At 57.7% G+C, this 24,539-nt stretch carries 12 protein-coding genes; 8 read left to right on the plus strand and 4 right to left on the minus strand.

Annotated features, from left to right (window positions below; translation table 11 throughout):
* Nucleotides 1–5 precede the first annotated feature (5 nt).
* From yhdP to tldD, 3 genes are read left to right on the plus strand one after another with little or no spacing between them, the layout of a single operon-like run.
* Nucleotides 6–3,818 (plus strand): AsmA2 domain-containing protein YhdP, encoded by a 3,813-nt coding sequence (gene yhdP, locus ACX9GT_RS02475; protein ID WP_473189664.1) that lies wholly within the window; start codon nt 6–8, stop codon nt 3,816–3,818.
* Entirely contained in the window at nt 3,815–4,675 is an 861-nt protein-coding gene (gene nit1, locus ACX9GT_RS02480; RefSeq protein ID WP_473189665.1) for a deaminated glutathione amidase, read from the plus strand. Before yhdP ends, nit1 begins: the two co-directional genes overlap by 4 nt.
* A gap of 6 nt (nt 4,676–4,681) precedes the next feature.
* Nucleotides 4,682–6,127: a metalloprotease TldD gene (gene tldD, locus ACX9GT_RS02485; RefSeq protein ID WP_473189666.1), complete on the plus strand. Its 1,446-nt coding sequence runs from the start codon at nt 4,682–4,684 to the stop codon at nt 6,125–6,127.
* Nucleotides 6,128–6,422: 295 nt separating this feature from the next.
* Here the strand turns inward: tldD and ACX9GT_RS02490 are convergent, their stop codons facing one another.
* Entirely contained in the window at nt 6,423–6,593 is a 171-nt protein-coding gene (locus tag ACX9GT_RS02490; protein WP_473189667.1) for a hypothetical protein, read from the minus strand.
* A gap of 115 nt (nt 6,594–6,708) precedes the next feature.
* Between ACX9GT_RS02490 and ACX9GT_RS02495 the strand changes: the two genes are divergently transcribed.
* From ACX9GT_RS02495 to ACX9GT_RS02505, 3 genes are all read left to right on the plus strand, one after another.
* Nucleotides 6,709–8,433, plus strand: coding sequence for a ShlB/FhaC/HecB family hemolysin secretion/activation protein (locus ACX9GT_RS02495; RefSeq protein WP_473189668.1), 1,725 nt, complete (start codon nt 6,709–6,711; stop codon nt 8,431–8,433).
* A 61-nt stretch (nt 8,434–8,494) separates the two neighbouring features.
* The gene (locus tag ACX9GT_RS02500) at nt 8,495–18,784 is read left to right on the plus strand and encodes a hemagglutinin repeat-containing protein (protein ID WP_473189669.1); all 10,290 of its coding nucleotides are present in this window, start codon (nt 8,495–8,497) and stop codon (nt 18,782–18,784) included.
* A gap of 3 nt (nt 18,785–18,787) precedes the next feature.
* Nucleotides 18,788–18,991, plus strand: a complete 204-nt coding sequence (locus ACX9GT_RS02505) for a hypothetical protein (RefSeq protein WP_473189670.1) — start codon at nt 18,788–18,790, stop codon at nt 18,989–18,991.
* A 45-nt stretch (nt 18,992–19,036) separates the two neighbouring features.
* Here the strand turns inward: ACX9GT_RS02505 and ACX9GT_RS02510 are convergent, their stop codons facing one another.
* From ACX9GT_RS02510 to ACX9GT_RS02520, 3 genes are all read right to left on the minus strand, one after another.
* The gene (locus ACX9GT_RS02510; RefSeq protein WP_473189671.1) at nt 19,037–19,381 is read right to left on the minus strand and encodes a hypothetical protein; all 345 of its coding nucleotides are present in this window, start codon (nt 19,379–19,381) and stop codon (nt 19,037–19,039) included.
* Nucleotides 19,378–19,602 carry a SymE family type I addiction module toxin gene (locus ACX9GT_RS02515; RefSeq protein WP_473189672.1) on the minus strand — a complete coding sequence of 75 codons (225 nt, stop codon included), beginning with the start codon at nt 19,600–19,602 and terminating at the stop codon, nt 19,378–19,380. The genes ACX9GT_RS02510 and ACX9GT_RS02515 overlap by 4 nt, the downstream gene beginning before the upstream one ends.
* A 75-nt stretch (nt 19,603–19,677) precedes the next feature.
* Nucleotides 19,678–20,043, minus strand: coding sequence for a helix-turn-helix domain-containing protein (locus tag ACX9GT_RS02520; protein ID WP_473191487.1), 366 nt, complete (start codon nt 20,041–20,043; stop codon nt 19,678–19,680).
* A 131-nt stretch (nt 20,044–20,174) separates the two neighbouring features.
* On the opposite strand from ACX9GT_RS02520, the gene ACX9GT_RS02525 reads away from it, so the two are divergent.
* On the plus strand, nt 20,175–23,387 hold the full coding sequence (locus tag ACX9GT_RS02525; RefSeq protein WP_473189673.1) for a CHC2 zinc finger domain-containing protein: 3,213 nt from the start codon (nt 20,175–20,177) through the stop codon (nt 23,385–23,387).
* Entirely contained in the window at nt 23,387–24,439 is a 1,053-nt protein-coding gene (gene xerC / locus ACX9GT_RS02530; RefSeq protein ID WP_473189674.1) for a site-specific tyrosine recombinase XerC, read from the plus strand. The genes ACX9GT_RS02525 and xerC overlap by 1 nt, the downstream gene beginning before the upstream one ends.
* Nucleotides 24,440–24,539: the final 100 nt, after the last annotated feature.

Consider the following 24,539-nt stretch of genomic DNA (forward strand, 5'->3'; position numbering starts at 1 on the left):
AATGCGTGAGGCGACTGCCCGGGATCCTGCTAGCAACAGGCGCCATTTTGATTGTTATTGTGGCGTTGCTGATCAGCGGGTTGCGTCTGTTGCTGCCTGAGCTGAACAACTATCGCCCTCAATTGCTGGAGAAAGTGCAAGCGATCTCCGGCGTTCCTATTGAGGCTGATTTTGTTCAGGGCAGTTGGGAAACGTTTGGGCCAACGCTGGAAGTCCGCGATATCCGCCTGACCTTGCCAAAAAGCACCCTGCAAATTGAGCGGGTGACGCTGGCGCTGGACGTGTGGCAATCCCTGCTGCGTTGGCGCTGGCAGTTCCGCGATCTGACCTTCTACCAACTGCAACTCGATCTCAACGCCACGCTTGGCGGCGATGGCAATAATGGTAATACCCTCACCCCCAGCCGGATCAGCGATCTGTTCCTTTACCAACTGGATCATTTCGATCTGCGCGATAGCCGCATCTCTTTTCTTACGCCGTCAGGCTCGCGTGCCGAATTCCACATCCCGCAGCTTACCTGGTTGAACAGCCTGAATCGCCACCGCGCCGAAGGGCAGATTAGCCTGTCGACCCTCAATGGGCAGCACGGTGCGGTGCAGCTGCGCCTGGATCTGCGCGATGAACAGGGGCTGCTGAATACCGGTATGGTCTATATGCAGGCCGACGATATCGATATGAAACCCTGGTTTAGCCGCTGGCTGAAAACCAATACTGGTCTGGAAAGTGCTGACTTCAGTCTGGCGGCCTGGTTACAACTGAAGAATGGCGAAATTTATGGCGGCAATGTCCTGCTCAAGCAAGGGGTTGCCCGTTGGTCGGCAGCGAATGCGCCACATCAATTGGATGTGGACAATCTGGCGCTGGCGTTAAAGCGCGAAGGTAACGGTTGGCAGGTTAACGTGCCGCAGCTGAACCTGAAAACCGACGGCCAGGCTTGGCCGCCGGGAACCTTGGCGGCGCTGTGGTTGCCGGAAAATAATCAGTTTATCGGGCCAAGCCAGAGTGAAGAGCTGCGGATCCGTGCGGCCGGTATCCAGCTTGAGCGGCTCGACGCGTTGCTGCCGACTTTTTCTTTCCTCAGCCCGGACACGCTGGATCGCTGGAAAGACCTGCAACCGCAGGGCAAACTCCGCGCGCTGGCGCTGGATATTCCGCTGAAACAGCCAGAAAAAACCCGTTTTCAGGCACTGTGGCAGGATTTAAGCTGGCAGCATTGGAAACTGCTGCCGGGGGTGAATCATTTCTCGGGTGCGTTATCGGGCAGTGTGGAGCATGGCCGTTTGACGCTGGGCTTGCGTGACAGCACGCTGCCTTACGGCGATATGTTCCGCGCACCGCTGGAAATCAGCCGTGCGCAGGGGGCATTGACCTGGCAGAACAGTGATAAAGGCTGGAAGTTAGCCGGTAGAGATTTGGATATAAAAGCCAAATCGCTGTGGATTAACGGCGATTTCCGCTACCAGCAACCGGCCAACGGCGAGCCTTGGCTGGATATTCTTGCAGGCATCCGCCTCTATGATGGTGCCGATGCCTGGCGTTATTTCCCTGAACCGCTGATGGGTAAACATCTGGTGGATTACCTCAGTGGTGCCATTCAGGGCGGCCAGGTAGACAATGCTTCACTGATTTACGCCGGTAACCCGCATCAGTTCCCGTACAAACAAAATGACGGCCAGTTCCAGGTTTATGTTCCGCTGCGGCACGCCACCTTCGAATTCCAGCCGGAATGGCCAGCGTTGGAGGATTTTGCGATCGATCTTGATTTCGTCAACGATGGTTTGTGGATGAATGCGCCGCAGACCCGGTTGGGCAACGTGGCGGGCAGGAATGTCACCGCCGTGATCCCGGATTATCTGAAGCAAAAGCTGTTTGTCGATGCGGATATCGCCGGGGCCGGGCAGGATATACAAGACTATTTCCAACAGACGCCGCTGGATCACTCAATAGGGGCGGCATTGGATGAATTGCAGGTGGGCGGCAATGTCAGTGGGCGCTTACACCTTGATATCCCGCTGAACGGGGAACTGGTGACGGCGACAGGTGAAGTGGCGCTGCACAACAATTCACTGCTGGTGAAACCACTGGCCAGCCAGTTGGAGAATGTGACCGGTAAATTCCGTTTTAACAACGGCAATCTGGATAGCGATACGCTGGCGGCCAACTGGTTCGGCCAACCGCTGGCCATCAACTTCACCACTCAGGAACAGCCGCAGGATTATAAGGTGAATGTGGCGCTGAAGGGCGATTGGCAACCGGCCAAGCTCGAAGGCATACCGCCAGAGGTGGCAAAATCCCTCAAGGGCAGCGCCGCGTGGCAAAGCGAGGTGGCGATCCATCTGCCGCATAAAGGCGAACCCAGCTATGAAGTGGCGGTGAACGCCGATCTGAAAAAAGTGAGCAGTAACTTACCTGCGCCGCTTGATAAACCGGCGGGGGTCGCTTTGCCTGTCAGCGTGAAAGCCAAAGGTGGCCTGCATGGTTTCCTTCTCAGCGGTAACGCGGGCAAGCAAAACCACTTTAACAGCGAATGGTTGCTGGCCGATCAGCAGGTGGCGTTGGCGCGTGCAGCGTGGCAAACCGGCGCGAGTGCGGTTCCTTCTCTGCCGAAAGACCCCGCGCTGATGCTGAATCTGCCGCCGCTGGATGGTGAACAATGGCTGGCGCTCTTGGCACCGGCGCTCAAACAGAGCGGCGAAGCCGGTAAGGTGGGCAATGTCAGTTTCCCAGCCAAGGTTACGCTAAATACGCCGCAGCTTTTATTAGGCGGGCAGGCGTGGCACAACCTCCAACTGGCGGTGGAAAAACAGCTTGGGGGCATGAGCAGCATCACTGCCAAGGGGAACGAAATTGATGGTAGCCTGAAGATGCCGGATCACGGCCCGTGGCGGCTGGATCTCAGCTTTCTTTATTACAATCCGCAGTTTTCTGACGATAAGAACGCTCCAGGCACTACTAATCCGCTGGCATCTGACAAGATTTCGTTCCAGGGCTGGCCTTCGGTCATGTTGCGCTGTGAGTCGTGCTGGGTATTAGGGCAGAAGCTGGGCAAAGTTGAAGCCGATATTAAGCATGACGGTGATTCTCTGGTGCTGACGCACGGCCTGGTGGATACCGGCCAGGGGCGGATGACGGTGACTGGCCTGTGGAAACAGAACGGCCATGAAGAGCGCAGCGCGCTGGAAGGCAAACTGTTGGGCAGCAAGATCGATCAGACGGCCAGCTTCTTTGGCGTCACTATCCCGCTGAAAGAGGCACCTTATACGATTGATTTTGATCTGCACTGGCGCGGTCAGCCGTGGAAACCGCGGCTCGATACGCTGAATGGCACCATGAAGATCGATCTGGGCAAAGGCGAGATTGACAACATCGGCGGTGGCCGGGCTGGCCAGTTGTTGCGGCTGGTGAGTTTTGACGCTCTGCTGCGCAAGTTGCAGTTCGATTTCAGGGATACTTTTGGTAATGGTTTCTACTTTGACTCCATTCGCGGCAACATCTTGACGAAAGATGGCATAATGCATACAGATAATTTATTCATTGATGGCTTGGCGGCCGATATTGCCATGAGCGGCCAGATCGATCTGGTACGCCGCCAGATTGAGATGCAGGCGGTGGTCGCGCCGGAACTTTCGGCCACGGTGGGCGTCGCTACGGCGTTTGTGATTAACCCGATTGTCGGTGCGGCGGTGTTTGCCGCCACCAAAGTGCTGGGGCCGTTGTGGAGCAAGATCTCGTTTATTCGCTATGACATCAGCGGTAGTCTGGATCAGCCAAGTATCAATGAGGTGTTGCGTAAGCCAAGAGAGGATAAGGCGCCATGAAAAATGCTAACGTTGCGTTGTTACAACTGTGTAGCGGTGACCAGGTGCGGGATAACCTGGCTCAGATTGAACAGCAAATCAAGCAGCTCAATGCCGGGGTAAAACTGGTCATGACGCCGGAGAATGCTTTGCTGTTTGCCAACTCGGCTGCCTATCGAGAACATGCAGAACAGCAAGGTGACGGGCCGCTGCAACAGGCGGTGCGCGACATGGCTCGACGTTACGGCGTCTGGCTGTTGGTGGGTTCCATGCCGCTGGTAAGCCGTGAAGATCCGCAGCGTATTACCACCAGCAGCCTGTTATTTGATAGCCAAGGCGAGATTCGTGCCCGTTACGACAAAATGCATATGTTCGATGTGGATATCAACGATATGCATGCACATTATCGCGAGTCGGATACCTATCAGCATGGCCAGCAGTTGACGGTGGTCGATACCCCGGTGGGGCGCTTGGGGATGACGATATGCTACGATCTACGTTTCCCAGGTTTGTATCAGGCACTGCGGGCGCAGGGGGCGGAGCTGATCTCGGTGCCAGCGGCATTTACCCGCCTTACCGGCGAGGCGCACTGGGAAATTTTGCTGCGTGCACGAGCGATCGAGAACCAATGCGTGATCCTGGCCCCGGCACAGGTGGGCCGCCATGGTGCTACCCGTCGCACCTGGGGCCATTCCATGGCGGTTGACGGTTGGGGCAACGTGCTGGCAGAAAACGCCGATGCAGTTTCCGCGCTGAAAGTGCGTGTGGATATTGGCGCGTTGAAAACCATCCGCGCCCAGATGCCGGTGATGCAGCACAACCGATTCCAGCCGTCGCTGATTGCGCCGGTTGAACCCTCCTCCTCACATAAAGAGTGAAAAACTATGAGCCTGACGTTTGTCAGTGAGCAATTACTCGCTGTAAATAAGCTGAGTCACCAAGACCTGTTCTCCGTATTGGGTCAACTGGCCGAACGCCGCCTCGATTATGCCGATCTCTATTTTCAGTCCAGCTACCATGAGAGCTGGGTGATTGAGGACAGCATTATCAAAGATGGCTCTTACAATATCGATCAGGGCGTTGGCGTGCGCGCCGTCAGCGGTGAGAAAACCGGTTTTGCCTATGCAGATCAGATCACCCTGAATGCCCTGAATCAGAGCGCCCATGCTGCACGCAGTATTGTGCGCGAAAGCGGCAACGGTAAAGTTCATACCTTGGGTGAAATCAGCCATCAGGCGCTGTATCCACTGCTCGATCCGCTGCAAAGTTTGCCGCGCGAAGAGAAAATCGCCTTGCTGCACCGGGTGGATAAAGTGGCGCGCGCCGCAGACAAGCGGGTACAGGAAGTGACGGCCAGTATCACCGGCGTGTATGAGCAGATACTGGTGGCGGCCACCGACGGCACGCTGGCGGCGGACGTTCGCCCGCTGGTGCGTTTTTCCGTCAGCGTGCTGGTGGAAGAAGACGGCAAGCGCGAGCGTGGTGCCAGCGGCGGCGGTGGCCGTTTTGGCTATGACTATTTCTTGGAAGTGGTTGACGGTGAAGTGCGTGCCGATGCGTTCGCCAAAGAAGCGGTACGCATGGCGCTGATCAATCTCTCGGCCATTGCCGCCCCCGCTGGCACCATGCCAGTGGTATTGGGTGCCGGTTGGCCGGGCGTGCTGCTGCATGAAGCGGTCGGCCACGGGCTGGAAGGCGACTTCAACCGCCGTGGCACATCCGTATTCAGCGGCCAGATGGGCCAACTGGTGGCTTCCGAACTCTGTACCGTGGTGGATGATGGCACGCTTCAGGGCCGCCGTGGTTCACTGGCGATTGATGACGAAGGGGTGCCGGGCCAGTACAACGTGCTGATCGAAAACGGCATTCTGAAAGGTTACATGCAGGATAAACTCAACGCGCGCCTGATGGGCGTTGCGCCTACCGGCAACGGCCGTCGTGAGTCTTATGCCCACCTGCCGATGCCGCGCATGACCAACACCTATATGCTGGCGGGCCAATCGACGCCGGAAGATATCATTGCCAGCGTGGAATACGGCCTGTATGCGCCCAATTTTGGCGGTGGCCAAGTGGATATCACCTCCGGCAAGTTCGTGTTTTCCACCTCCGAAGCCTATCTGATCGAAAACGGCCGCATCACCAAACCGGTGAAAGGCGCGACGCTGATTGGCTCCGGCATTGAAGCGATGCAGCAAATCTCGATGGTCGGTAACGATCTGGCGCTGGATAAAGGCGTCGGCGTGTGCGGCAAAGAAGGGCAAAGCCTGCCGGTCGGCGTCGGCCAGCCAACGTTGAAGCTGGATTCATTGACCGTCGGCGGCACAGCGTAACTCGATTTAAACGATGGGATGCGTTTTCTGCATCCATGGGGGCGAAAGCCCCCTTTTTTATGTAAGGGTAAAAATTTACGTAATGGTATAATTCAGCATCTTTATTATTTTATTGGAATTAAATCAAGAATAAACCGTATTTATAAGATATTTATTCTTTAAATTATAGGAATAACCTTGTTTTTTGATCGTTATCAGTCATCAATAGAAAAAGTAGAGGCTTGTCTGACACAGAGAGACTTGGTTAGAATGCGCCCAAATCATTAAAGTGACTTATCTGAACGGACTCGGTACTTCAACGGATCGCAGCAATATTGCTGTGTTTATCCTGTTCCTCTGGCGCGTGCATCAGCATGCTCAGCCTACTCCCTTCGGTGTCGCTGTGAGCGGCCTTTAACTGGCTTCTGGCAGTGTTGTCATCCAAATCGATTAATTGATTAAGCTCAGCGGGATAAATACGCCTCATTTTTGCGGCTCGCCCTGCGGGCCAGCGTTTGCGTTGGCTGGCAACTTGGGATCCTGCGGATAGTTCTATTACAAAAACAGTGAGTTGTTTTTAGTTAAATTTATCAAGGGATAAGATGAACCACAATTACGGTAACCCTCTGGCGCTGTTATTCAAGGCCAGCCTCTTCTGTTTGGCGACACAGCCTGTGTCGCTGGTGTCAGCCAATATGCTCTCACCTGCCGCGCCACAGAATGCGGCGGCTATCGATGCCCAAGAACAAAACCGGCAGCAAGAAAGGGAACGGGTTTTACAGCAGCAAAATACCCCGCAAACCGATGTGCGTCTCACCCGACCAACGGCTTCATTGCCTGATTACCCGGTTGATGAATCGCCGTGTTTTACCATTAATACCTTTACGTTGGTCGGGGACGAAGCCAGCCGTTTCCAATGGGCGCTGGACGCTGCCGATGGCGCGAAAGGCCGCTGCTTAGGGTCGCAAGGGATCCTGCTGGTGATCAACAAAGTCCAGAATGCCATTTTGGAACAAGGCTACGTTACCACGCGTGTGATGGCGCAGGAGCAGGATCTTACTAAAGGCGTCTTTACGCTCACGCTCCAGCCCGGCCGTATTGCCAACATTCACTTTGCTGAGCCAGTCTCTTACCGCGCCAGACTGTGGAATGCCGTGCCAGCGCGTTCAGGGGACATCCTTAGCCTGCGTGATATCGAGCAGGCTTTAGAGAACTTCAAACGTGTTCCGAATGTTGAGGCTGATATCCAGATTGTGCCGGGAGCACAAGAAGCGACCAGCGATCTGCTGATTACCTGGAAAGAGAGCCGCCCGTTCCATCTTAGCTTCGGGTTGGATGACAGCGGTTCTGACAGTACTGGCAAGTACCAGGGTTCAACCACCCTGTCGATCGATGCGCCTTTTGCCCAGAACGACCTTTTCTATGTCAACCTTGGCAGAAGCCTGTTCCGTGATGGACCCTATGACAGCCGTTCCCATACGGTGAACTACACCCTTCCTGTGGGCTACTGGAGTTTCTCCGCCAACTACAGCGATTACAACTATCACCAGAATATCGCTAACGCCAACGAGATCCTCACTTACAGCGGCAAAAGCGAAAACGCGCAATTCACGGTTTCCCGTTTGCTGTTCCGCAATCAGGTACATAAAACCACGCTGAATCTGCGTGGTTACCGCCGCCATTCGACCAACTCAGTTGACGACATTGAACTTACGCAACAGGAACGGCGTGCAACAGGCTGGGAACTGGGGCTCAACCAGCACAGCTATCTCGGTGACGCCACGTTGGATGCCAACCTCAATTGGCGGCGTGGTATAGGTGCTTTTGGTGCCCTGCGTGTACCGGAAGAAGACAATAACGAGGGCACATCGCGCCCCAGCCTGGTCACCGGGGATATCAGCCTGAACCAGCCTTTCCAGTGGGCTGGTCAATCCTGGCGTTACAACACCAGCCTGCGTGGGCAATGGAGCAACCAACCGCTGATCCCACAGGATCGGCTGTCAATTGCTGGGCGCTACACGGTGCGCGGGTTTGATGGCGAGCAGAACTTATCCGGTGAAAAAGGCCTGATCTGGCGTAACGAATTGGCCTGGAAGGTATTGGCGAGCGACCATGAGCTTTATTGGGGTGTGGACACTGGCCGGGTGGATGGCCCAGGGGCCCGCAATTTGGCCGGGCAACAGTTAACGGGCAGCGCCATCGGCCTGCGCGGTGCATTGTGGCAGCGCTTCAGCTACGACCTGTTTGCTGGCGTGCCGATCGACAAACCGGAAAGTTTCCACACCTCGGGTGTGACCACCGGTTTCAGCATCAACCTGCAACTCTAGCGATCGCTGCCAAAAGCACTCGTAGACGCCTTTTTACTGATTTTATTAGAGAATTCGCTTCATGAACAAACATTGCTACCGCATCATTTTCAGCCGTACTCAAGGTGAGTTGAGGGTGGTGTCAGAACTGGCCCGCAGTTGCAGCACCCAGCCTGGGCAAAGCCGCAGTGCCGGGGGCGCTCGCCTGTGGGTCACCGTGCGCCGTTCCTTGTGGCTGATTGGATTGGCCTTGTGTACCGAGCCGGTGCTGGCCAACGGCATTGTGGCCGATGGCCAACTGGCACCCGCGCAGCGCCCGGAAGTGATCAACACCCAGAACGGTTTGCCGCAGGTCAATATCAATGCGCCGAATCAGGCCGGGGTATCGCACAACCAGTACCAACAGTTTGATGTCGGCCAGCAAGGGGCAATCCTCAATAACTCTGCGGTGATGACCTCTACCCAACTGGCTGGCTATATCCAGGGTAACGCCAAGCTCAACCCAAATGCGGCACCCGCCAAAGTCATCATCAATGAAGTCAACAGCAACAACCCTAGCCAACTGCGTGGTTTTCTGGAAGTCGCGGGCGGCAAAGCGCAAGTGGTGGTGGCCAACCCATCAGGCATTATGTGTGACGGCTGTGGCACCATCAATGCCGGGCGCATGACCTTGACCACCGGTAAACCGCAGCTGAATGCCGATGGCAGTGTGGCGGGTTACCGCGTTGAGCGTGGGGTGATCCAGGTTCAGGGCGGCGGCCTGAATGGCGATTCGCGTCACGACACCGAATATGTCGATATTCTGGCGCGAGCGGTGCAGGTGAACGCCGGGGTCTGGGCGAAAGAAGGTGTCTCTGTGGTGGCAGGGCGCAACCAGATCGGCGCCGATGGCAAAACGGCCACCGCACTGGCAGGCAGTGATGGCAACGCCCCTGAACTGGCGATCGACATGGGCCAGATGGGCGGCATGTACAGCGGCCATATCCGCATGGTCGGCACCGAGGCCGGGGTGGGCGTGCGCAATCAGGGCGGGCATTTGCAGGCCGAAAAGACTCTGGTGGTGAACAGCGAAGGCAAACTCACCTGGCAGGCTGGCACGGCAGAGCCTTACACGCAGGCCGGGGGTGATATCACCCTCACCGCCAGAGACAGCGTTGAGCATCATGGCAAACTGTACAGCGGTGGCCAGCTTAGCGTGCAAAGCCGCCAGGGTGAGATCACGCAATCTGGCACTTTGGCAGCCGCGGGCAATGTCACGTTGCAAGCCGCACAGGCGATCCAGAGCAGCGGGCATCTTTTAGCGGGCAGTGACGCGAACAGCACCCTGATCCACCCAGCAGATTTAACGCTCGAGAGCCAGGCGGATGTTCGTGCCAGCGGCAGCCTGATGAGCCAGAAGAAGGTGAGCGTTACCGGCCGTAAGGTGGATATCAGCCAGAGCCGCGTGGCGGCCGATCAGGCGGTGTTGACGGCGTTTGCCGGGGATGTTGCCCTGCAACAGGCACAGGTTGATAGCCAGCAGTTCACGGTGAACAGCCAGAACAATGTTTACTCGCAGCAGGCGCAAATCCGTTCGGGCAGTTGGCAAATCACCGCAGATAGCCTGTTCAACCAGGCGGGTATTTGGTCACAGGTGGGGGCCGGTGAAAGCCGCTTTGCCCTGACCGGTGCGCTGGATAATACCGATGGCAGCATTGAAACCCAACAGCTCAGCCTGAATAGCGCCACCCTCAACAACCTGCGTGGCCGGCTGGTGGCGTTGGACGGTACCGCGCAGCACTGGCGTGTTAGTGGTCTGCTGGCTAACCAGTCAGGGATCATAGGCAGCAACGGCAGTTTGCAGCTGGATCTCGGTGCGTTGGATAACCAGCAGGGCACGCTGCAAAGCCAGTCACATCTGGCGATCACCACACAGCAAGGCACGGATAACCGCCAGGGCAAGTTACTGTCGGGGGCGAATTTAACCCTGAACAGCCAAGGTACTCTGAATAACAGTGCGGGTGAGATCCGTGGTCAGAACCTGCAACTCGCTGCGCAAGCACTGAATAACGCTCAAGGCCAAGTCATCAGTCAAGGGGGAATTCGTCTTGACGCTCGCCAGTCGATCGATAACCAGCAAGGGCTGATCGAAGCGGGCGATGTGCTGGATGCCAGCACCGCAGGGAACTGGGATAACCGCAAAGGTACCGCGCAGGGGGCAAAGCAGGTCAAGATCACGGCAGGCAGCCTGGATAACACCGCAGGCAAGCTGCAATCGGGTGGTGAGTTAACACTTAACACCACCGGCAATATCAACAACCAATCGGGCATCCTGACGGCGCAGCAGAACCTCTATTGGCAAGGTGGTGTGCTCAGCCTGTTTAATAATGATGAGGGCAAGCTGTTAAGCGGCGGAGCGTTGTCACTGAATGGTGGGCAACTGAACAACCGTCAGCAAGGTGTGATACAAAGCCAGCAAGCGCTGACATTGAACCTTACCGGGGCGTGGGACAACCAGGGAGGGAAGCTGGCCAGCGGGGGCAGCAGCACGCTGCGTGCGCTCAGCCTGCTCAATGCGCAGGGTGAGATCCAGGCGTTAGACTCGCTGGATATGCAATTCACTCGTGCGCTGGATAACCGCAACGGCCACATCATCAGCCAGCGGGCACAGCGTTTGCAGGCCGAGAACATTTTTAACACCCAAGGGTGGATCGGCAGCCTGGGCACGCTGACGGTAGTCAGCCAAGGGTTCGATAACCAACAGGGTGAAGTCGTTAGCCAGCAGGATGCTGATTTAACCGTTACCACCTGGAATAACCAATACGGCACATTGCAATCTGCCGCCAATCTGGTGCTGCGCACGGCGCAAGACATCACCAACCAGGGTGGGAAGATCAGTGCGCAAGCCCGCCTGTGGCTGCAAGGGCTCACCAATGCTACGCCTGCCGGAGTGCTACACAACGCGGGCGGGCAACTGCTGGCGGGGGAGCAGTTATGGATCCAGGCTCAGGGCATCGATAACCAGCAACATGGCCTGCTCTATAGCCAGAAACAGCTGCAATTAACGCTAAACGACACGCTGGATAATCGCCTGGGCAAACTGCAAAGTGGCGAAGGGATGCAGATCACCGCTGCACAACTGCTGAACGCCCAAGGGGTAATTGACAGCCAGCAGCAGCTCAATCTGCAGCTTTCTGGCGTTCTGGATAATACCCAGGGCACACTGCGTGCCAATCAGGCGCAACACATCTCGGCCGATCGTTTACTGAATGCCCAGGGGGTGATCAGCAGCCTGGGGAGCCTCCAGCTTACGACCAACCAGTTGGACAACGCCACAGGTATGGTGATCAGCCAAGGCGCAGGCGATTATCATTTCAGCACTCTCAATAATCAGCAGGGTAAAATCCACAGCGGCGGCGCGCTCACGCTGAGCGGTGGCAGCGTGGATAACCAGGCGGGCCAATTGGTCTCCAGCCAAGCACTGACGCTCAACGGCGATAGCGTGGATAACCGCAACCAAGGGATCATCAGCAGCCAGGGTGCATTGACCGTGAATGCCCAACAGGTGAACAACCGCGACGGTGGCCTGCTGATTGGCACCACGCAGACCGACGTGAATACGCGCACGCTGGATAACACCGCCGGACGGGTACAGAGCGCAGGCACCCTGACGCTGTCGCAGCTGGATTCGCTGGATAACCGCCAGGGGTATCTGCTCGCCAATAATGCGCTGAGCATCAGCGGCGGATCTCTGTCGCTGTTTAACCAGGGCGGTAACATCCAGAGCGGCGGGGCATTAACGGTCTCGACCCAATGGCTGGATAACCAATCGGGCACTTTGCTCAGCCAGCAGGCGTTGCAACTGAGCGTGCAGCAGGATTACACCCACCGTGCCGGGGATACCATCAGCAGCAACAGCGCAGTGACCTTCAGCGTCGCAGGCGTGTTGACCAACCTGGCGGATTGGTTGCTGCCGGGCGATCTGACGCTTTACAGCGCTCATTTAAACAACCTGGCCAGCCTGGTGGGTAACCAACTGCATCTGACCACCGGGGCGTTGGTTAATCAGGGGCGCATCGAAGCCGATACGTTGACCCTCAACGTCGACAGCCTGGATAACCAGGCCACGCTGATGGCGGACAATCTGGCGGTCAATAGCCGGATCATCGACAACCATGGCCGCGCAGCGCTGATGGCCGCCACGGAAAACATCAGCCTGATAACCGGCGAGCGGTTAACCAACCGCGATGGCGCGCTGATTTACAGCGCCGGAACGCTGCAACTGGCAAGCGGCGATCTGATTGAAAACCGTGCCAGCAATATTGAAGCCGAAGGGGATCTGACCCTGACGGCTAAACGCTTCGACAACCTGCGCGAAGGGCTGGAGATTGTGCGCGAGGCGGAGAGCAGTGAGTACAGTTGGCACCGTTACAATTACTACTGGCGATCTTATGGCTCCGGAGTGAATACCGATCTGGCCTCTATGGCCCCGACCACTCAGCAATTGACCTTCCGCGATGATGCCGCAGCAGCGAGCAACCCGTATGGCACCCTGCTCAATATTGACGCTGCCACCCAGCGAGCGGAAGTGCAGGTGAAGGACAATCAGGGCCAACTGGTCAGCCTGTGGGTCAACTACCTGGCGCTGATCCCGAATGCCGATGGCAGTTATGCCATGACGTTCTATGAAACGCGTGGCTTCCGGCAGAATACGGTGCCGACCCCTTATCACAACACGGTATGGCGGGAGCATGATCGGGGCCGGGTGGAGCAGTGGAGCCCTGAGTTGCATATCGATATCGCCGCCGCGCCGTTTGTGACCGACTACAACAACCTCCGCGAGCGCACGGTGACCGGCACGGTGACCCGCGACAGGCTGGTGTCGGCCGGTGTCGGGGCATATCTGCTTTCCGGCGGTAACATGGCCCTGCATATTGGCGAGCAACTGCTGAATGACGCCAGCACCATCAGTTCCAATGGGAACCTGACGATTGACGGCACCGCCAACATCATCAACCGAGGGTATTCGGTGAATGAACGGCGGCAGGAGTTTATGGTCGATCACTACGACAGAAATACCAATCACTGGTACCCAACCTATAATCTGGATCAAACCACCGCCTTGACCACCATTGACGGGGTGATCAGCGGTTACGGTAATGTGACGATCGGCGGTGCTCACCTGGACAACACCACGGTCAACCAGGCACAAATCAGCGCGGTAGAGGCGGCGCAGAATGCCGCCGCGGCCGAGCGAGCCGAATGGGAACGCAACCCGTTGGCGGTGAACGTGGAGGGTGGAGCTTGGCAGGCTGCGGATATCGGTTTGGCCGCAGGCAGCAGGCCGCTGACGCCGGGGGAACTGGCGTTAACCGATAAACAGCATCTGGCCAGCGTGGCAACGACTATTCCCAATAATGGCCTGTTCCGCCAGCAACCGGCGGCCAACAGTCCGTTCCTGGTGGTCACCGACCCGCGTTTTGCCAACAAGAACAATTTCCTCAGCAGTGATTATCTGTTGCAGCGCGTGGGGTATGACCCCAGTCAGGCGCACAAACGCCTGGGAGACGGTTACTACGAGCAACGGGTGGTACGTGAACAATTGCTGATGCTGACCGGCAGGCCGTCGCTGAAAGGTGACGATGCGATGGCGCAATACCAGGCGTTGATGAATAACGGTATCAAGGCGGCGGAAGACTTCCATCTGGTGCCTGGTGTCGCGCTCACACCGTCACAGATTGCTGCCTTGCAGCAGGATATCGTCTGGCTGGTGAGCGAAACGGTAGAGATGGCCGAGGGGCCGCAGACCGTGTGGGTACCGAAAGTCTATCTGGCCAACAGTACGATCCGTGTGACGGGGGATGGCGCAGTGATTGCCGGGGGCAACCTCCAGTTATCCACCGGCAGCCTCAGCAATGCGGGCAACCTGTTTGCCGACAACGCCATGCGCATTGATACCGGCACGTTCCTGCACCAGGGGGGCGAACTTCGTGCAGACACCATCAACGTGCAGGCCGACAGCATCAGTCTGAGTACTAACCTGCAAGATGCCTTGCGCCAGGCGAGCATGAGTGCGCGCGATCTCAGCCTGAGCGGTGGCGATATCAGCTTGCAAGGCGCGAAGCTGAGCGCCACAGAAAACCTCAGCCTGAGTGCCAGCAATAGCATTAACATTACCACCGCGCGCAGCACTACTACGGCAGATGTGAGCGTGATCTCCGGTGCCATGGGCAACCGCAAGAGCGCCGGGATGGAAGAAGCCGGGGAGCGGAAGGCGCAGGTGAGCGGTGAATGGCAGCAGGCATTGGGCAGCAGCCTGACGGCCGGGGGCAATCTCAGCCTGAAGGCGGGCCAGGACATCACCCTGCAAGGCAGCCAGGCCAGCGCCGGGGGCAAAACGCAGGTTCAGGCGGGTGGCAATGTGTCGTTACTGGCAGACACCACCACCAACAGCACGCATCTGGACGCCAACAGCCGCACCTCGACGGTGAGCAACAGTCGCCAGGCGGACACGCTGCACACCAGCGGATTACGCGGTGACAATGGCGTCACCCTCCTGGCGGGCGGCAGCTTTGTGGCCGAAGGGGCACAGGTGGAAAGTGCATCAGGCGGCATCGGGCTGAGCGCACAACAGGTGACGATTAAAGAAGCCCGCCAGCAGGTGAGCGACAGCGACAGCGAACAGAACACGGTGGGCAAATCGCAAAGTCAGCGCCAGAGCGAGATCACCCGCGACACAGGTCACGGTAGTGTGTTCAGTGCCAAAGAGGGGGTCACGGTGATTGCGGAGCAGGGGGATATCCTGCTGCAAGGCAGCACGCTGCAAAGTGAGCAGGGCACCATCGGGTTGAAAGCGGCGGGGGATATCTCGCTGAATGCCAGTCAGGATGAACAGCATCTGACGCAGCAGGGGAGTAGTGGTAGTAAAAAGGCCCTAAGTAATACGGCAACGGGCAGTACTTTGGCTAGCGGCGGAGATCTGATCCTGGAGGCTGGACGCGATCTGAACTCGCAGGCGGCTGCGATGGTGGCGGGCAATGACGTCAGCCTGAGCGCCGGACGTGACGTGAATCTCAATACCCAGCAGACTCGCGAGTACAGCGAGAGTCGGGGCGGGGGGCAGCAGCAGGTTGACGACGCTATTCGTCAGCAGAGCACTGAGATTGCCAGCGGCGGTGATACGACGATCCGCGCGGGCAGAGATGCCACCTTGAATGCGACCCAAGTGCAGGCCAGCGGCGATGTAGCCGTGAGCGCCGGACGTGATCTGACGCTCAACAGCGCCACCGAAAGCGACTACCACTTCTTCGAGGAAACCAAAACCAAGAAAGGGTTCCTGTCGAAGACTACCACTCACACGGTGCGTGAAGATTACGCCACGCAGGAAAAAGGCTCGCTGCTGAGCGGCGACAACGTATCGCTGTCTGCAGGCAACGATCTGACGGTGAAAGGATCTTCCGTTGTCGGTGACGGCAAGGTCAACCTGCAAGCAGGGAATAACGTCGAGATAGTGGCGGCGACGGAAGAGCAGTCCAGCTACCGGCTGGACGAGAAGAAAAAGAGCGGGCTGATGGGCACCGGCGGTATCGGGGTGACGATTGGTAGCGCCAGCTCGCGCCATCAGGTGAACGAAGACGGCACCACGCAGAGCCAGAGTGTCAGCACCATTGGCTCGACCGGTGGCGATGTGAATATCGTTGCGGGCAACCAGGCACATATCGGCGGCGCGGATCTGATTGCCGGGAAAGATCTCGCCATCACCGGCGACAGCGTCATTATAGAACCGGGACATGACCTGCGTACGGTCGAAGAGCGGTTTGAACAGAAGCAGAGTGGCCTGACGGTGGCGTTGTCCGGTGCGGCAGGCGCGGCAGCCAACTCGGCGATAGCGGTGGCGCAGAGTGCCAAAAGTGAAAGCGATGGCCGTCTGGCGTCATTGCAGGGCACCAAGGCGGCATTGTCTGGGGTGCAGGCAGGCCAGGCCGTGGTACAGGAGGATGCCAAGGGTGATGTGGGTAATGCAGTCGGTATCAGCCTTTCTCTCGGAGCGCAGAAGTCGTCATCCACGCAAAAACAGGTCTCTGATCATGTCACCGGTTCGACGCTGACGGCGGGTAATAATCTGTCGGTGACTGCGACGGGTAAGGGCAACGGTGCCAACAGTGGCGATGTGTTGATTGCGGGTAGCCAGTTGAAGGCGGGTGGCGATACCACGATTGATGCCGCGCGTGACATCTTGTTGGCCGGAGCGGCCAACACCCAGCAGCAGACGGGGAGTAACAAGAGCAGCGGCGGTGAAATCGGTATTGGTCTCAGCCTGGGTAAAGATACGGGCATCAAGGTTTTTGCCAACGTCAATGCTGGCAAAGGCAGTGAGAAAGGCACTGGCACGCAGTGGACAGAAACTACCATAGACAGTGGCAATACGCTGGCCCTGAACAGCGGGCGTGACACTACGCTGGTTGGCGCGCAGGTCAGTGGCGAGAAGGTGACGGTTGACGTCGGACGTAACCTGACTCTGTCGAGCCAGCAAGACAGTGACCTCTACGACATGAAGCAGCAGAACGCCAGTGCCGGAGGCAGCTTCACCTGGGGCTCGATGAGTGGTTCCGGCTACCTGAATCTGAGCCAGGACAAGATGCACAGCAACTATGATAGCGTGCAGGAGCAGACCGGGATTTATGCGGGTAAGGGCGGCTTTGACGTCAAGGTCGGCGAGCATACCCAACTGGATGGCGCGGTTATCGGCTCCACGGCGACGGCGGACAAAAACAGCCTGGATACGGGGACGTTGGGGTTCAGTGACTTACATAACCAGGCGGACTACAACGTTGAACATGTTGGGGTCGGGATAAGCGGCGGCGGCGACTTTGGGGGTAAGGAGTTCCAGGGCAACCTGGCGGGTGGCATGCTGTCGGGGCTGAATGGCAGCGGTCATGCTAGCGGTACCACGCAGGCGGCGGTGAGCGAAGGCAGCATCACTGTCCGTGACAAGGACAACCAGCAACAAAATGTCGCCGACCTGAGCCGGGATACGGAGAATGCCAACGGCAGCATTGCGCCGATCTTTGATAAGGAGAAGGAGCAGAACCGGTTAAGGGAAGCCCAACTGCTGGGCGAAATCGGTGCGCAGGCGATAGACATTGCGGCGACGCAAGGCAAGATCCTGGCGACAAACGCCGGTCGTGCCGAGCTGGAAGCGAAAGGTATCAAGGCACCCGGTCAGGACGCGACGCCAGAGGAACGGGCGGCGTATGATACGTTACTGACCAGCTCTTCAGCCTACAAAACCGCGCAAGCGGAATGGGGCACCGGCAGCGCGATCCAGCAGGGTATCCAGGCGGCGACGGCGGCGTTGCAAGGCTTGGCCGGTGGCAATCTGGCCCAGGCACTCTCTGGCGCTGCTGCGCCGTATCTGGCGGAAATCATCAAACAGACCGCCCCGGATGAAGCCAGCCGGGTGATGGCGCATGCGGTATTAGGCGCAGTAGTGGCGCAGGCCAGTGGTAACAGTGCAACGGCTGGGGCGGCGGGGGCAGCAACCTCGGCACTGATCGGGGAAAGCCTGAAGAAATCGCTGTACGGTGATATCCCGGTAAGCCAACTGAGCGAAGAGCAGAAGCAAACGCTGGTCGCGCTGGGTAGCCTGGCGGCGGGTCTGGCTGGCGGGTTGGCCGGAGGTGATACCGCTGGCGCGATGGCGGGAGCACAGGCAGGCAAGAACGAACTGAGCAATAATATGGCGGGTGCTGGCATGTTGTCACAAATGCTGGCGCAGGAAACGTTGAACGCCGCAGCGATGGCCGAAGCCGGTAAAGGCGGAGCCAATGAGCAGGCGGCACTGGCCCTGACGAAGAAAGTGAAGGAAGGGTTAGACGCGACGTGTCTGCAAAATGCAAGCTGTGTGCTGATGGCGATAGTTGCGGCGCAGAGTGAATCAGGCTCGAATGGTAGCCAGACTCCGAATATCGGCAAAGATCTGACGGATGAACAGAAGAAAGAGCTGGGTGGTTCGGGATCTGGAACGCCTGGCGGCTGGGAGCCTCAGGATGAGGAGAATGCGAGGAATAATGAGGCTAATAACGCTACTAACAGCAAAAATCTTAATGCAGAATTAACAGGAAAAGAGATTGCTAATGGTCATGCTTATGAAAAACATGTTATTCAGCAAAATGAGTTTGCCGATTTAGGGATAAAAACAAAAGAGCAATTTGCCCAACACATTGAAAGTGTGGTTAAAAATCCAACATCAATTAAAGAGCTAAGTGGAGGAAGAGCGGCTTATTGGGATCAATCTTCTGGAACAGTCGTTATACGTAATCCTAAGCCTGGTGATGGCGGTACGGCTTTTAGGCCAGTTAATGGTCGGGCTTATTTTGATAATTTGAGGTAAGTAATGGATTTATTATCAGTAGCAAAAGATTACGCCGAGTTAAACATCACGGAAAGTGAGTTGTTGATATTAAACGCAGCGCTTAATGAAATTTGCAATGGAATTGATATAGCTGAATTTGAAACCAGGATTGGTTCAGGAAAAGAGGAAGTAGCTGTTTTGTTGGAAAAAATAGGTAAAATCTTGGATAAAATGTCTATTTCTTAACCCTTGGCTTTAGGAACCCCGGCCAAGCTGGCCGGGATTTTGCTTTTATGCCCTAAAAACTTCCACTTCCCGCCGTTGCAACCGGAGCACACCGGGCGCAGCGGTCACCTCCAGTTGTTCAGCGTTGGCAATGCCGGACTCGGTGAGCCAGTCGCCGCCGATAATCACTTCGCCGTTATCCCGCACCCAATCCGCGCCCAAGTCGGGACGGTCTTGGCTGGCTTCGCACAGTGCTTCCCAGGTGGCTTCGTCGGTGACGACAGTGATCCAGAGCCGGTGATGCTGGCGCGTCAGTTGCAGCGGGGTGCCAGCGGTAAATCCGAGCCTGGCCAACGTAGCGCCTTCAATCATCAACTCCAGGATCGGTTCAGGGGTAAAGGTGACGTTCATGCGTTACCCTCCGTGGCGGGCGTGGTGCGGATAATCAGTTGGCCATGTTCAGCGGTAATGCTCACCGGCTGGCCCTGGGTAAAACCTAACTGTTCCAGCCAGCGGCCCTTGATGGTCAGTTGCGGCAGCGGGTTCGGCCTGCCGCCGTTGGTGCGGTAACCGACCACGCTTTTACGCGCTTGGGGTGCGGCGGGTTGTGACGTAGAATCTGCTCTAGCCATGGTAACTACTCCAGTTAGTTGCGGTGGTGAGCGGGGTTGACGTGCTCGTAACACCTCAGCCCCGCGTTAAATCACTTATCCCTTCTCCTTAGCCGCCGTTTTACCGACTCGCGCCACGGTCTGCGTGACCTGGCTCTTCACAATCATCGCATCCAGCACCGCTTTAGCGACTTCCCGATCTTCCTCAGACATGGCGGCCACCGCTTCAAAACGCAGCTTCATATCGTCTTCTGGCTCACGTTCTCCGGGTTCAAACAATAAAAAATCCGAGGTGACATGCAGGACAATCGCCAGCTTCTTCAGGGCGTCGGCAGTAGGTAAAGAGCTACCGGCTTCGTAGCGCTTAATCTGTTGAACATGGATGCCGGTAGCATCAGACAGACCTTGCTGGGTCAATCCGCGCTGCTTGCGCAAGGCAACAATACGTTGGGAGAAGCTCATGGTGGTTAACCAGTAATGAATGTTACCCATGATACTAACCCCCCTCGTTAAGTAGACTTGACGAAAGTATATTATAGTGTACTTTAAAAGTATATTAAATAAGTCTTGACGGGTTTTACAGGAGCAGCGGAATGGGCAGGATCACCCCGGAAGATCTGGAGCAGTTGAAGCGTGATGTGTCGCTGTTGAAGGTGGCACAAAGCCAGCGGCGTGAACTGAAACGCCAGGGCAAGGACTATGTGACGTTGTGCCCGTTCCACCGGGAGAAAACCCCGTCCTGTGTGATCTCGCCTGACAAGAACCTGTATCACTGCTTCGGCTGCGGCGCAGCGGGTTCGGTGCTGGACTGGTTGATGAAAACCGAATATCTGGACTTCCTGAGTGGGCTGCTGCGGCTGAAAGAGCTGGCGGGGCTGTCGCCGTTTACTGTCGCTGCGGTGAAGGCCGTAACCCCTTCTCCTGCTTCGCCGCCTGTGGTGCGCCCCAAACTGGCCGATCTGGATGATGATGGCCAGGCGCTGCTTAACCAGGTGATCGACTTCTATCACCAGCAACTCCTTGAGTCGCCAGAAGCCCAGGAATGGCTGGTGAGCCGTGGGCTGGATCACCCTGAACTGGTGAGCCACTTCCGGCTGGGGTTCGCGGGTAATCACGGTATCGGCGGCAGTGCCGGGGTGTTGCCCTCGAAAAACAGCAAAGACGGTCAGCGGCTGCGGGAACGGCTGGCGCAGGTAGGGATCTTGCGCGAGGCTACGCGTCAGGATCACTTCCGGGGCTGCGTGGTAATGCCGGTGATCGGCTGGGCGGAGTCGGCGAACGTTGCCAGCCGTGGCCGGGTGCTGCAACTGTATGGGCGTCGCACCCAACCGGATTACAAGATCATCAAGGGTAATCCCAAACACCTGTATCTGCCGTCGCCGCTGGTTGGGGTGTGGAATGAACCGGCGCTGAAAGCCTCGTCAGAAGTGATCCTGTGTGAAGCGCTGATCGACGCCATGACCTTCTGGTGTGCCGGGTTCCGCAATGTGATCGCCGCGTATGGCTGCAACGGCTTTACGGCAGATCATCTGGCGGCGTTGCAGTATCACGGCGTGAAGCGGGTGTTGATCGCCTTCGATCGGGACGAGGCCGGGGATCGGGGTGCGGAAGCTGTCGCCGGTGAACTGCTGGAGCTGGGGATCGAAGCGTGGCGGGTACGGTTCCCGCAAGGGCTGGATGCGAATGCCTATGCGCTGAAAAGCGGTAACCCGGAGAAAGCGCTGGGGCTGGCGCTGGAACAAGCGGCCTGGATGGGCCACGGCACCGGGCCGGGGGCGGTGTTCGTGCAGGAAACACCGGGGCCGGACACCCCTTCTTCTTTAGCCGCCTTGCCGGGCGTGCAGGCTTCGCCGGTGTCGGCTGAAACCGCGCCTATCCCCGGCGAAGTCACGGCAGCGGGTGAGCTGTTGATGCGCTGCGGCCCGCGTGTGTGGCGGGTGCGGGGCTGGCAGAAAAACACGGTGCCGGACGTGATGAAGGTCAATGTTCAGGTGCGGGATGAGGCCAGCGGCGCGTTCCATGTTGACCAGTTGGACATGTACCACGCCAAACAGCGGCAGAGCTTTATCAACGTGGCCGTGGTCGAGCTGGGCTGTGAGTTGGCGGTTATCAAGCGTGAGGCAGGTCGGTTGCTGCTGTTGCTGGAGCAGAAACAGGACGAGGCGCGGCAGGCGGTAGAGCTGGCCGCACCTGCCGGGGTGGCGTTGAGTGCCGAGGATGAAGCGGCGGCGCTGGCACTGCTGAAATCCCCTAACCTGGCTGAACGGGTGGTGAATGACCTGGCGTCGTGCGGCGTGGTGGGTGAATCCTCCAACCTGCTGACCGGGTATCTGGCGGCGGTGTCGCGCAAGCTAGACAGGCCGTTGGCGGTGTTGATACAGAGCAGCTCGGCGGCGGGAAAATCCTCGTTGATGGATGCGGTGTTGAACCTGATGCCGGAAGAAGAGCGTATCCAATACTCAGCCATGACCGGGCAAAGCCTGTATTACCTGGGTGAAACCTCGCTGTCGCATAAAATACTGGCCATCGCAGAAGAAGAAGGGGTGCGGCAAGCGGCGTATGCGTTGAAGCTGTTGCAGTCGGACGGGGAGCTAAAGATAGCGTCGACGGGCAAGAACGAGCAGAGCGGCGAACTGGTGACGCGGGAATACAAGGTGCAGGGGCCGGTGATGCTGATGTTGACCACCACGGCCATCGATGTGGATGAAGAGTTGTTGAACCGCTGCCTGGTGCTGACGGTGAACGAATCGCGGGAGCAGACGCAGGCCATCCATGCGTTGCAGCGGCATCATCAAACGCTGGAAGGGCTGTTGGCGGTGAGTGAAAAAGGCTATCTGACCCGGTTGCACCAGAACGCACAGCGGCTGTTGCGGCCGCTGAAGGTGGTGAATCCGTATGCGGAACAGCTGACGTTCCTGAGCGATAAAACCCGCACCCGGCGCGACCATATGAAGTATCTGACGTTGATACAGAGCATCGCGCTGTTGCACCAGTACCAGCGGGAGGTAAAGCGGGTGCAGCACCGGGGGGAATGGCTGGAATATATCGAGGTGGCCAAAAGCGATATCGCGCTGGCCAACCGGTTGGCGCATGAGGTGCTGGGGCGAACGCTGGACGAAATGCCACCACAAACCCGCAAGCTGTTGGTGTTGTTGCGGGACTGGATAAAGGAGAGCGCCGAGCGGCAGGCACTGCAAGCGGACGAGGTGCGGTTCACGCGGCGGGATGTGCGGGCAGCGTTACAGTGGGGTGACACGCAGCTTAAGGTGCATCTGGCGCGGTTGCTGGAGATGGAGTACCTGGTGGTGTTCCGGCGTGGCTTAACCTATGAATACGGGCTGTTGTGGGACGGTGAAGATAACGGCGCGGCGCATCTGTGCGGCTTGTTGGAGGTGGGCGAAGTGTCTCGGTCGGGGTCTGGAGTCGAACAGTCGGCCCCTGGTCGGGGTGTGGTCGGCGGTCAGTCGGAGAGTGAAAAAGTGCCTTCATGTCAGGCAGAGCAAGGCTTGGAGGCGGAAGTGGTCGGGGTTGCGCCGGATAGAGTAATCAAGGGAAAAAAGAAACGTGCGGCTTCCCCATCGCCCACCCTAAACAGCGTGGATGAGGGCAAAGAGAATCGGTCGGGGTCTGAGGTGGAACGGTCGGCCTCTGGTCGGGGTGTGGTCGGTGGTCAGTCGGCAGGTGAAAAAGTGGCTTCGAGCCAGGCAGGACAAGGCTTGGTGGTGGAAGCGGTTGGGGTTGCCTCAAACACCGTAATAAAGGGAAAAAATAAACGGACTGTTGCCCCTGCTGTTGGAGGTGAGTAATGGCCTACCGCAGACCCCGCGCCGATGCGCTGCTGACCGTGGATGAAGTCTACCGTAAGCCGGTTGGCCCGGCGCATGACCCCAAAAGCCTGTATGCGCTGCTGCTGCGGTTCGTGAAGTGGCGCAGAGAGCGTAACTGGTCGGAAACCACGCTGAAAAACCAGACTCATCATCAATACCGGTTCATCCTGTGGGCTCATGAGCGCGGGTTGCACTACCCGCAGGAGATCACCTTGCCGATCCTGGAACGTTATCAGCGGTATCTGTTCACCTACCGTAAATCGAATGGCGAACCACTGAGTACCCGGACGCAGCGGAGCCAGTTGGGGCCGTTGGTGGTATGGTTCGCCTGGATGACGCGCAGCCATCTGCTGTTGGCCGACCCGGCATCGGGTCTGGTGTTGCCGAGGTTGGAGAAGCGGTTGCCGCGCCATATCCTGAGCGTAGAAGAAGTGGAGCAGGTGCTGGCGTTGCCGGATATCGGCACGCTGAAAGGGTTGCGTGACCGGGCGTTGCTGGAGCTGCTGTGGTCAACGGGGATGCGGCGTATGGAAGTGGCCGGGCTTGACCAGCACGCAGTTGACGCCAGCCGAAGAACCGTCACTATCCGGCAGGGCAAGGGGAAGAAAGATCGGGTGATCCCGATAGGAGAACGGGCGCTAAAGTGGGTGCTGCACTATCAGCACCAGGTGCGGCCACACCTGGTGGTGAACCCGGAGGTTATCGCGCTGTTCGTGGCGCTGGACGGTGTGGCCGGGTTGACGCCGAACGGTGTCACCATCGTGACCAAGGAATATATCGTGGCGTCGGGGATCAGCCGTTGGGGCAGTTGCCACCTGTTCCGCCATGCGATGGCGACGCAGATGTTGGAGAATGGCGCAGATATCCGGTGGATACAGGCGATGTTGGGCCATGCCAGTATCGAGTCCACGCAAATCTATACACAGGTGAGTATCCGGGCGTTGCAGGCGGTACATGCGTCGACCCATCCGGCGGAGCAGGCGGACAGTCAAGAGCCGGACGCAGTAACGGTGATGTCGGACAGCCTGTAAAGCTAGCTCGCTCTCTGTGAGTGCGTTGGCGAGTGCTCAGGCAGCAGGCGCGCCGTTCGCTTCTGTACGTTCCTAAGCCGCAGCGCGGCGCACCTCCTGC

The sequence above is a fragment of the Serratia sp. YWN4 genome, from assembly GCF_055790845.1.

Bases quoted from the DNA above. Each gene is read 5' to 3' on its own strand.
- nit1 (WP_473189665.1), top strand. From the start codon at position 3,815: ATGAAAAATGCTAACGTTGCGTTGTTACAACTGTGTAGCGGTGACCAG.
- ACX9GT_RS02525 (WP_473189673.1), top strand. From the start codon at position 20,175: ATGGGCAGGATCACCCCGGAAGATCTGGAGCAGTTGAAGCGTGATGTG.
- ACX9GT_RS02495 (WP_473189668.1), top strand. From the start codon at position 6,709: ATGAACCACAATTACGGTAACCCTCTGGCGCTGTTATTCAAGGCCAGC.
- tldD (WP_473189666.1), top strand. From the start codon at position 4,682: ATGAGCCTGACGTTTGTCAGTGAGCAATTACTCGCTGTAAATAAGCTG.
- xerC (WP_473189674.1), top strand. From the start codon at position 23,387: ATGGCCTACCGCAGACCCCGCGCCGATGCGCTGCTGACCGTGGATGAA.
- ACX9GT_RS02505 (WP_473189670.1), top strand. From the start codon at position 18,788: ATGGATTTATTATCAGTAGCAAAAGATTACGCCGAGTTAAACATCACG.
- ACX9GT_RS02490 (WP_473189667.1), bottom strand. From the start codon at position 6,593: ATGAGGCGTATTTATCCCGCTGAGCTTAATCAATTAATCGATTTGGAT.
- ACX9GT_RS02510 (WP_473189671.1), bottom strand. From the start codon at position 19,381: ATGAACGTCACCTTTACCCCTGAACCGATCCTGGAGTTGATGATTGAA.
- ACX9GT_RS02500 (WP_473189669.1), top strand. From the start codon at position 8,495: ATGAACAAACATTGCTACCGCATCATTTTCAGCCGTACTCAAGGTGAG.
- ACX9GT_RS02515 (WP_473189672.1), bottom strand. From the start codon at position 19,602: ATGGCTAGAGCAGATTCTACGTCACAACCCGCCGCACCCCAAGCGCGT.
- ACX9GT_RS02520 (WP_473191487.1), bottom strand. From the start codon at position 20,043: ATGAGCTTCTCCCAACGTATTGTTGCCTTGCGCAAGCAGCGCGGATTG.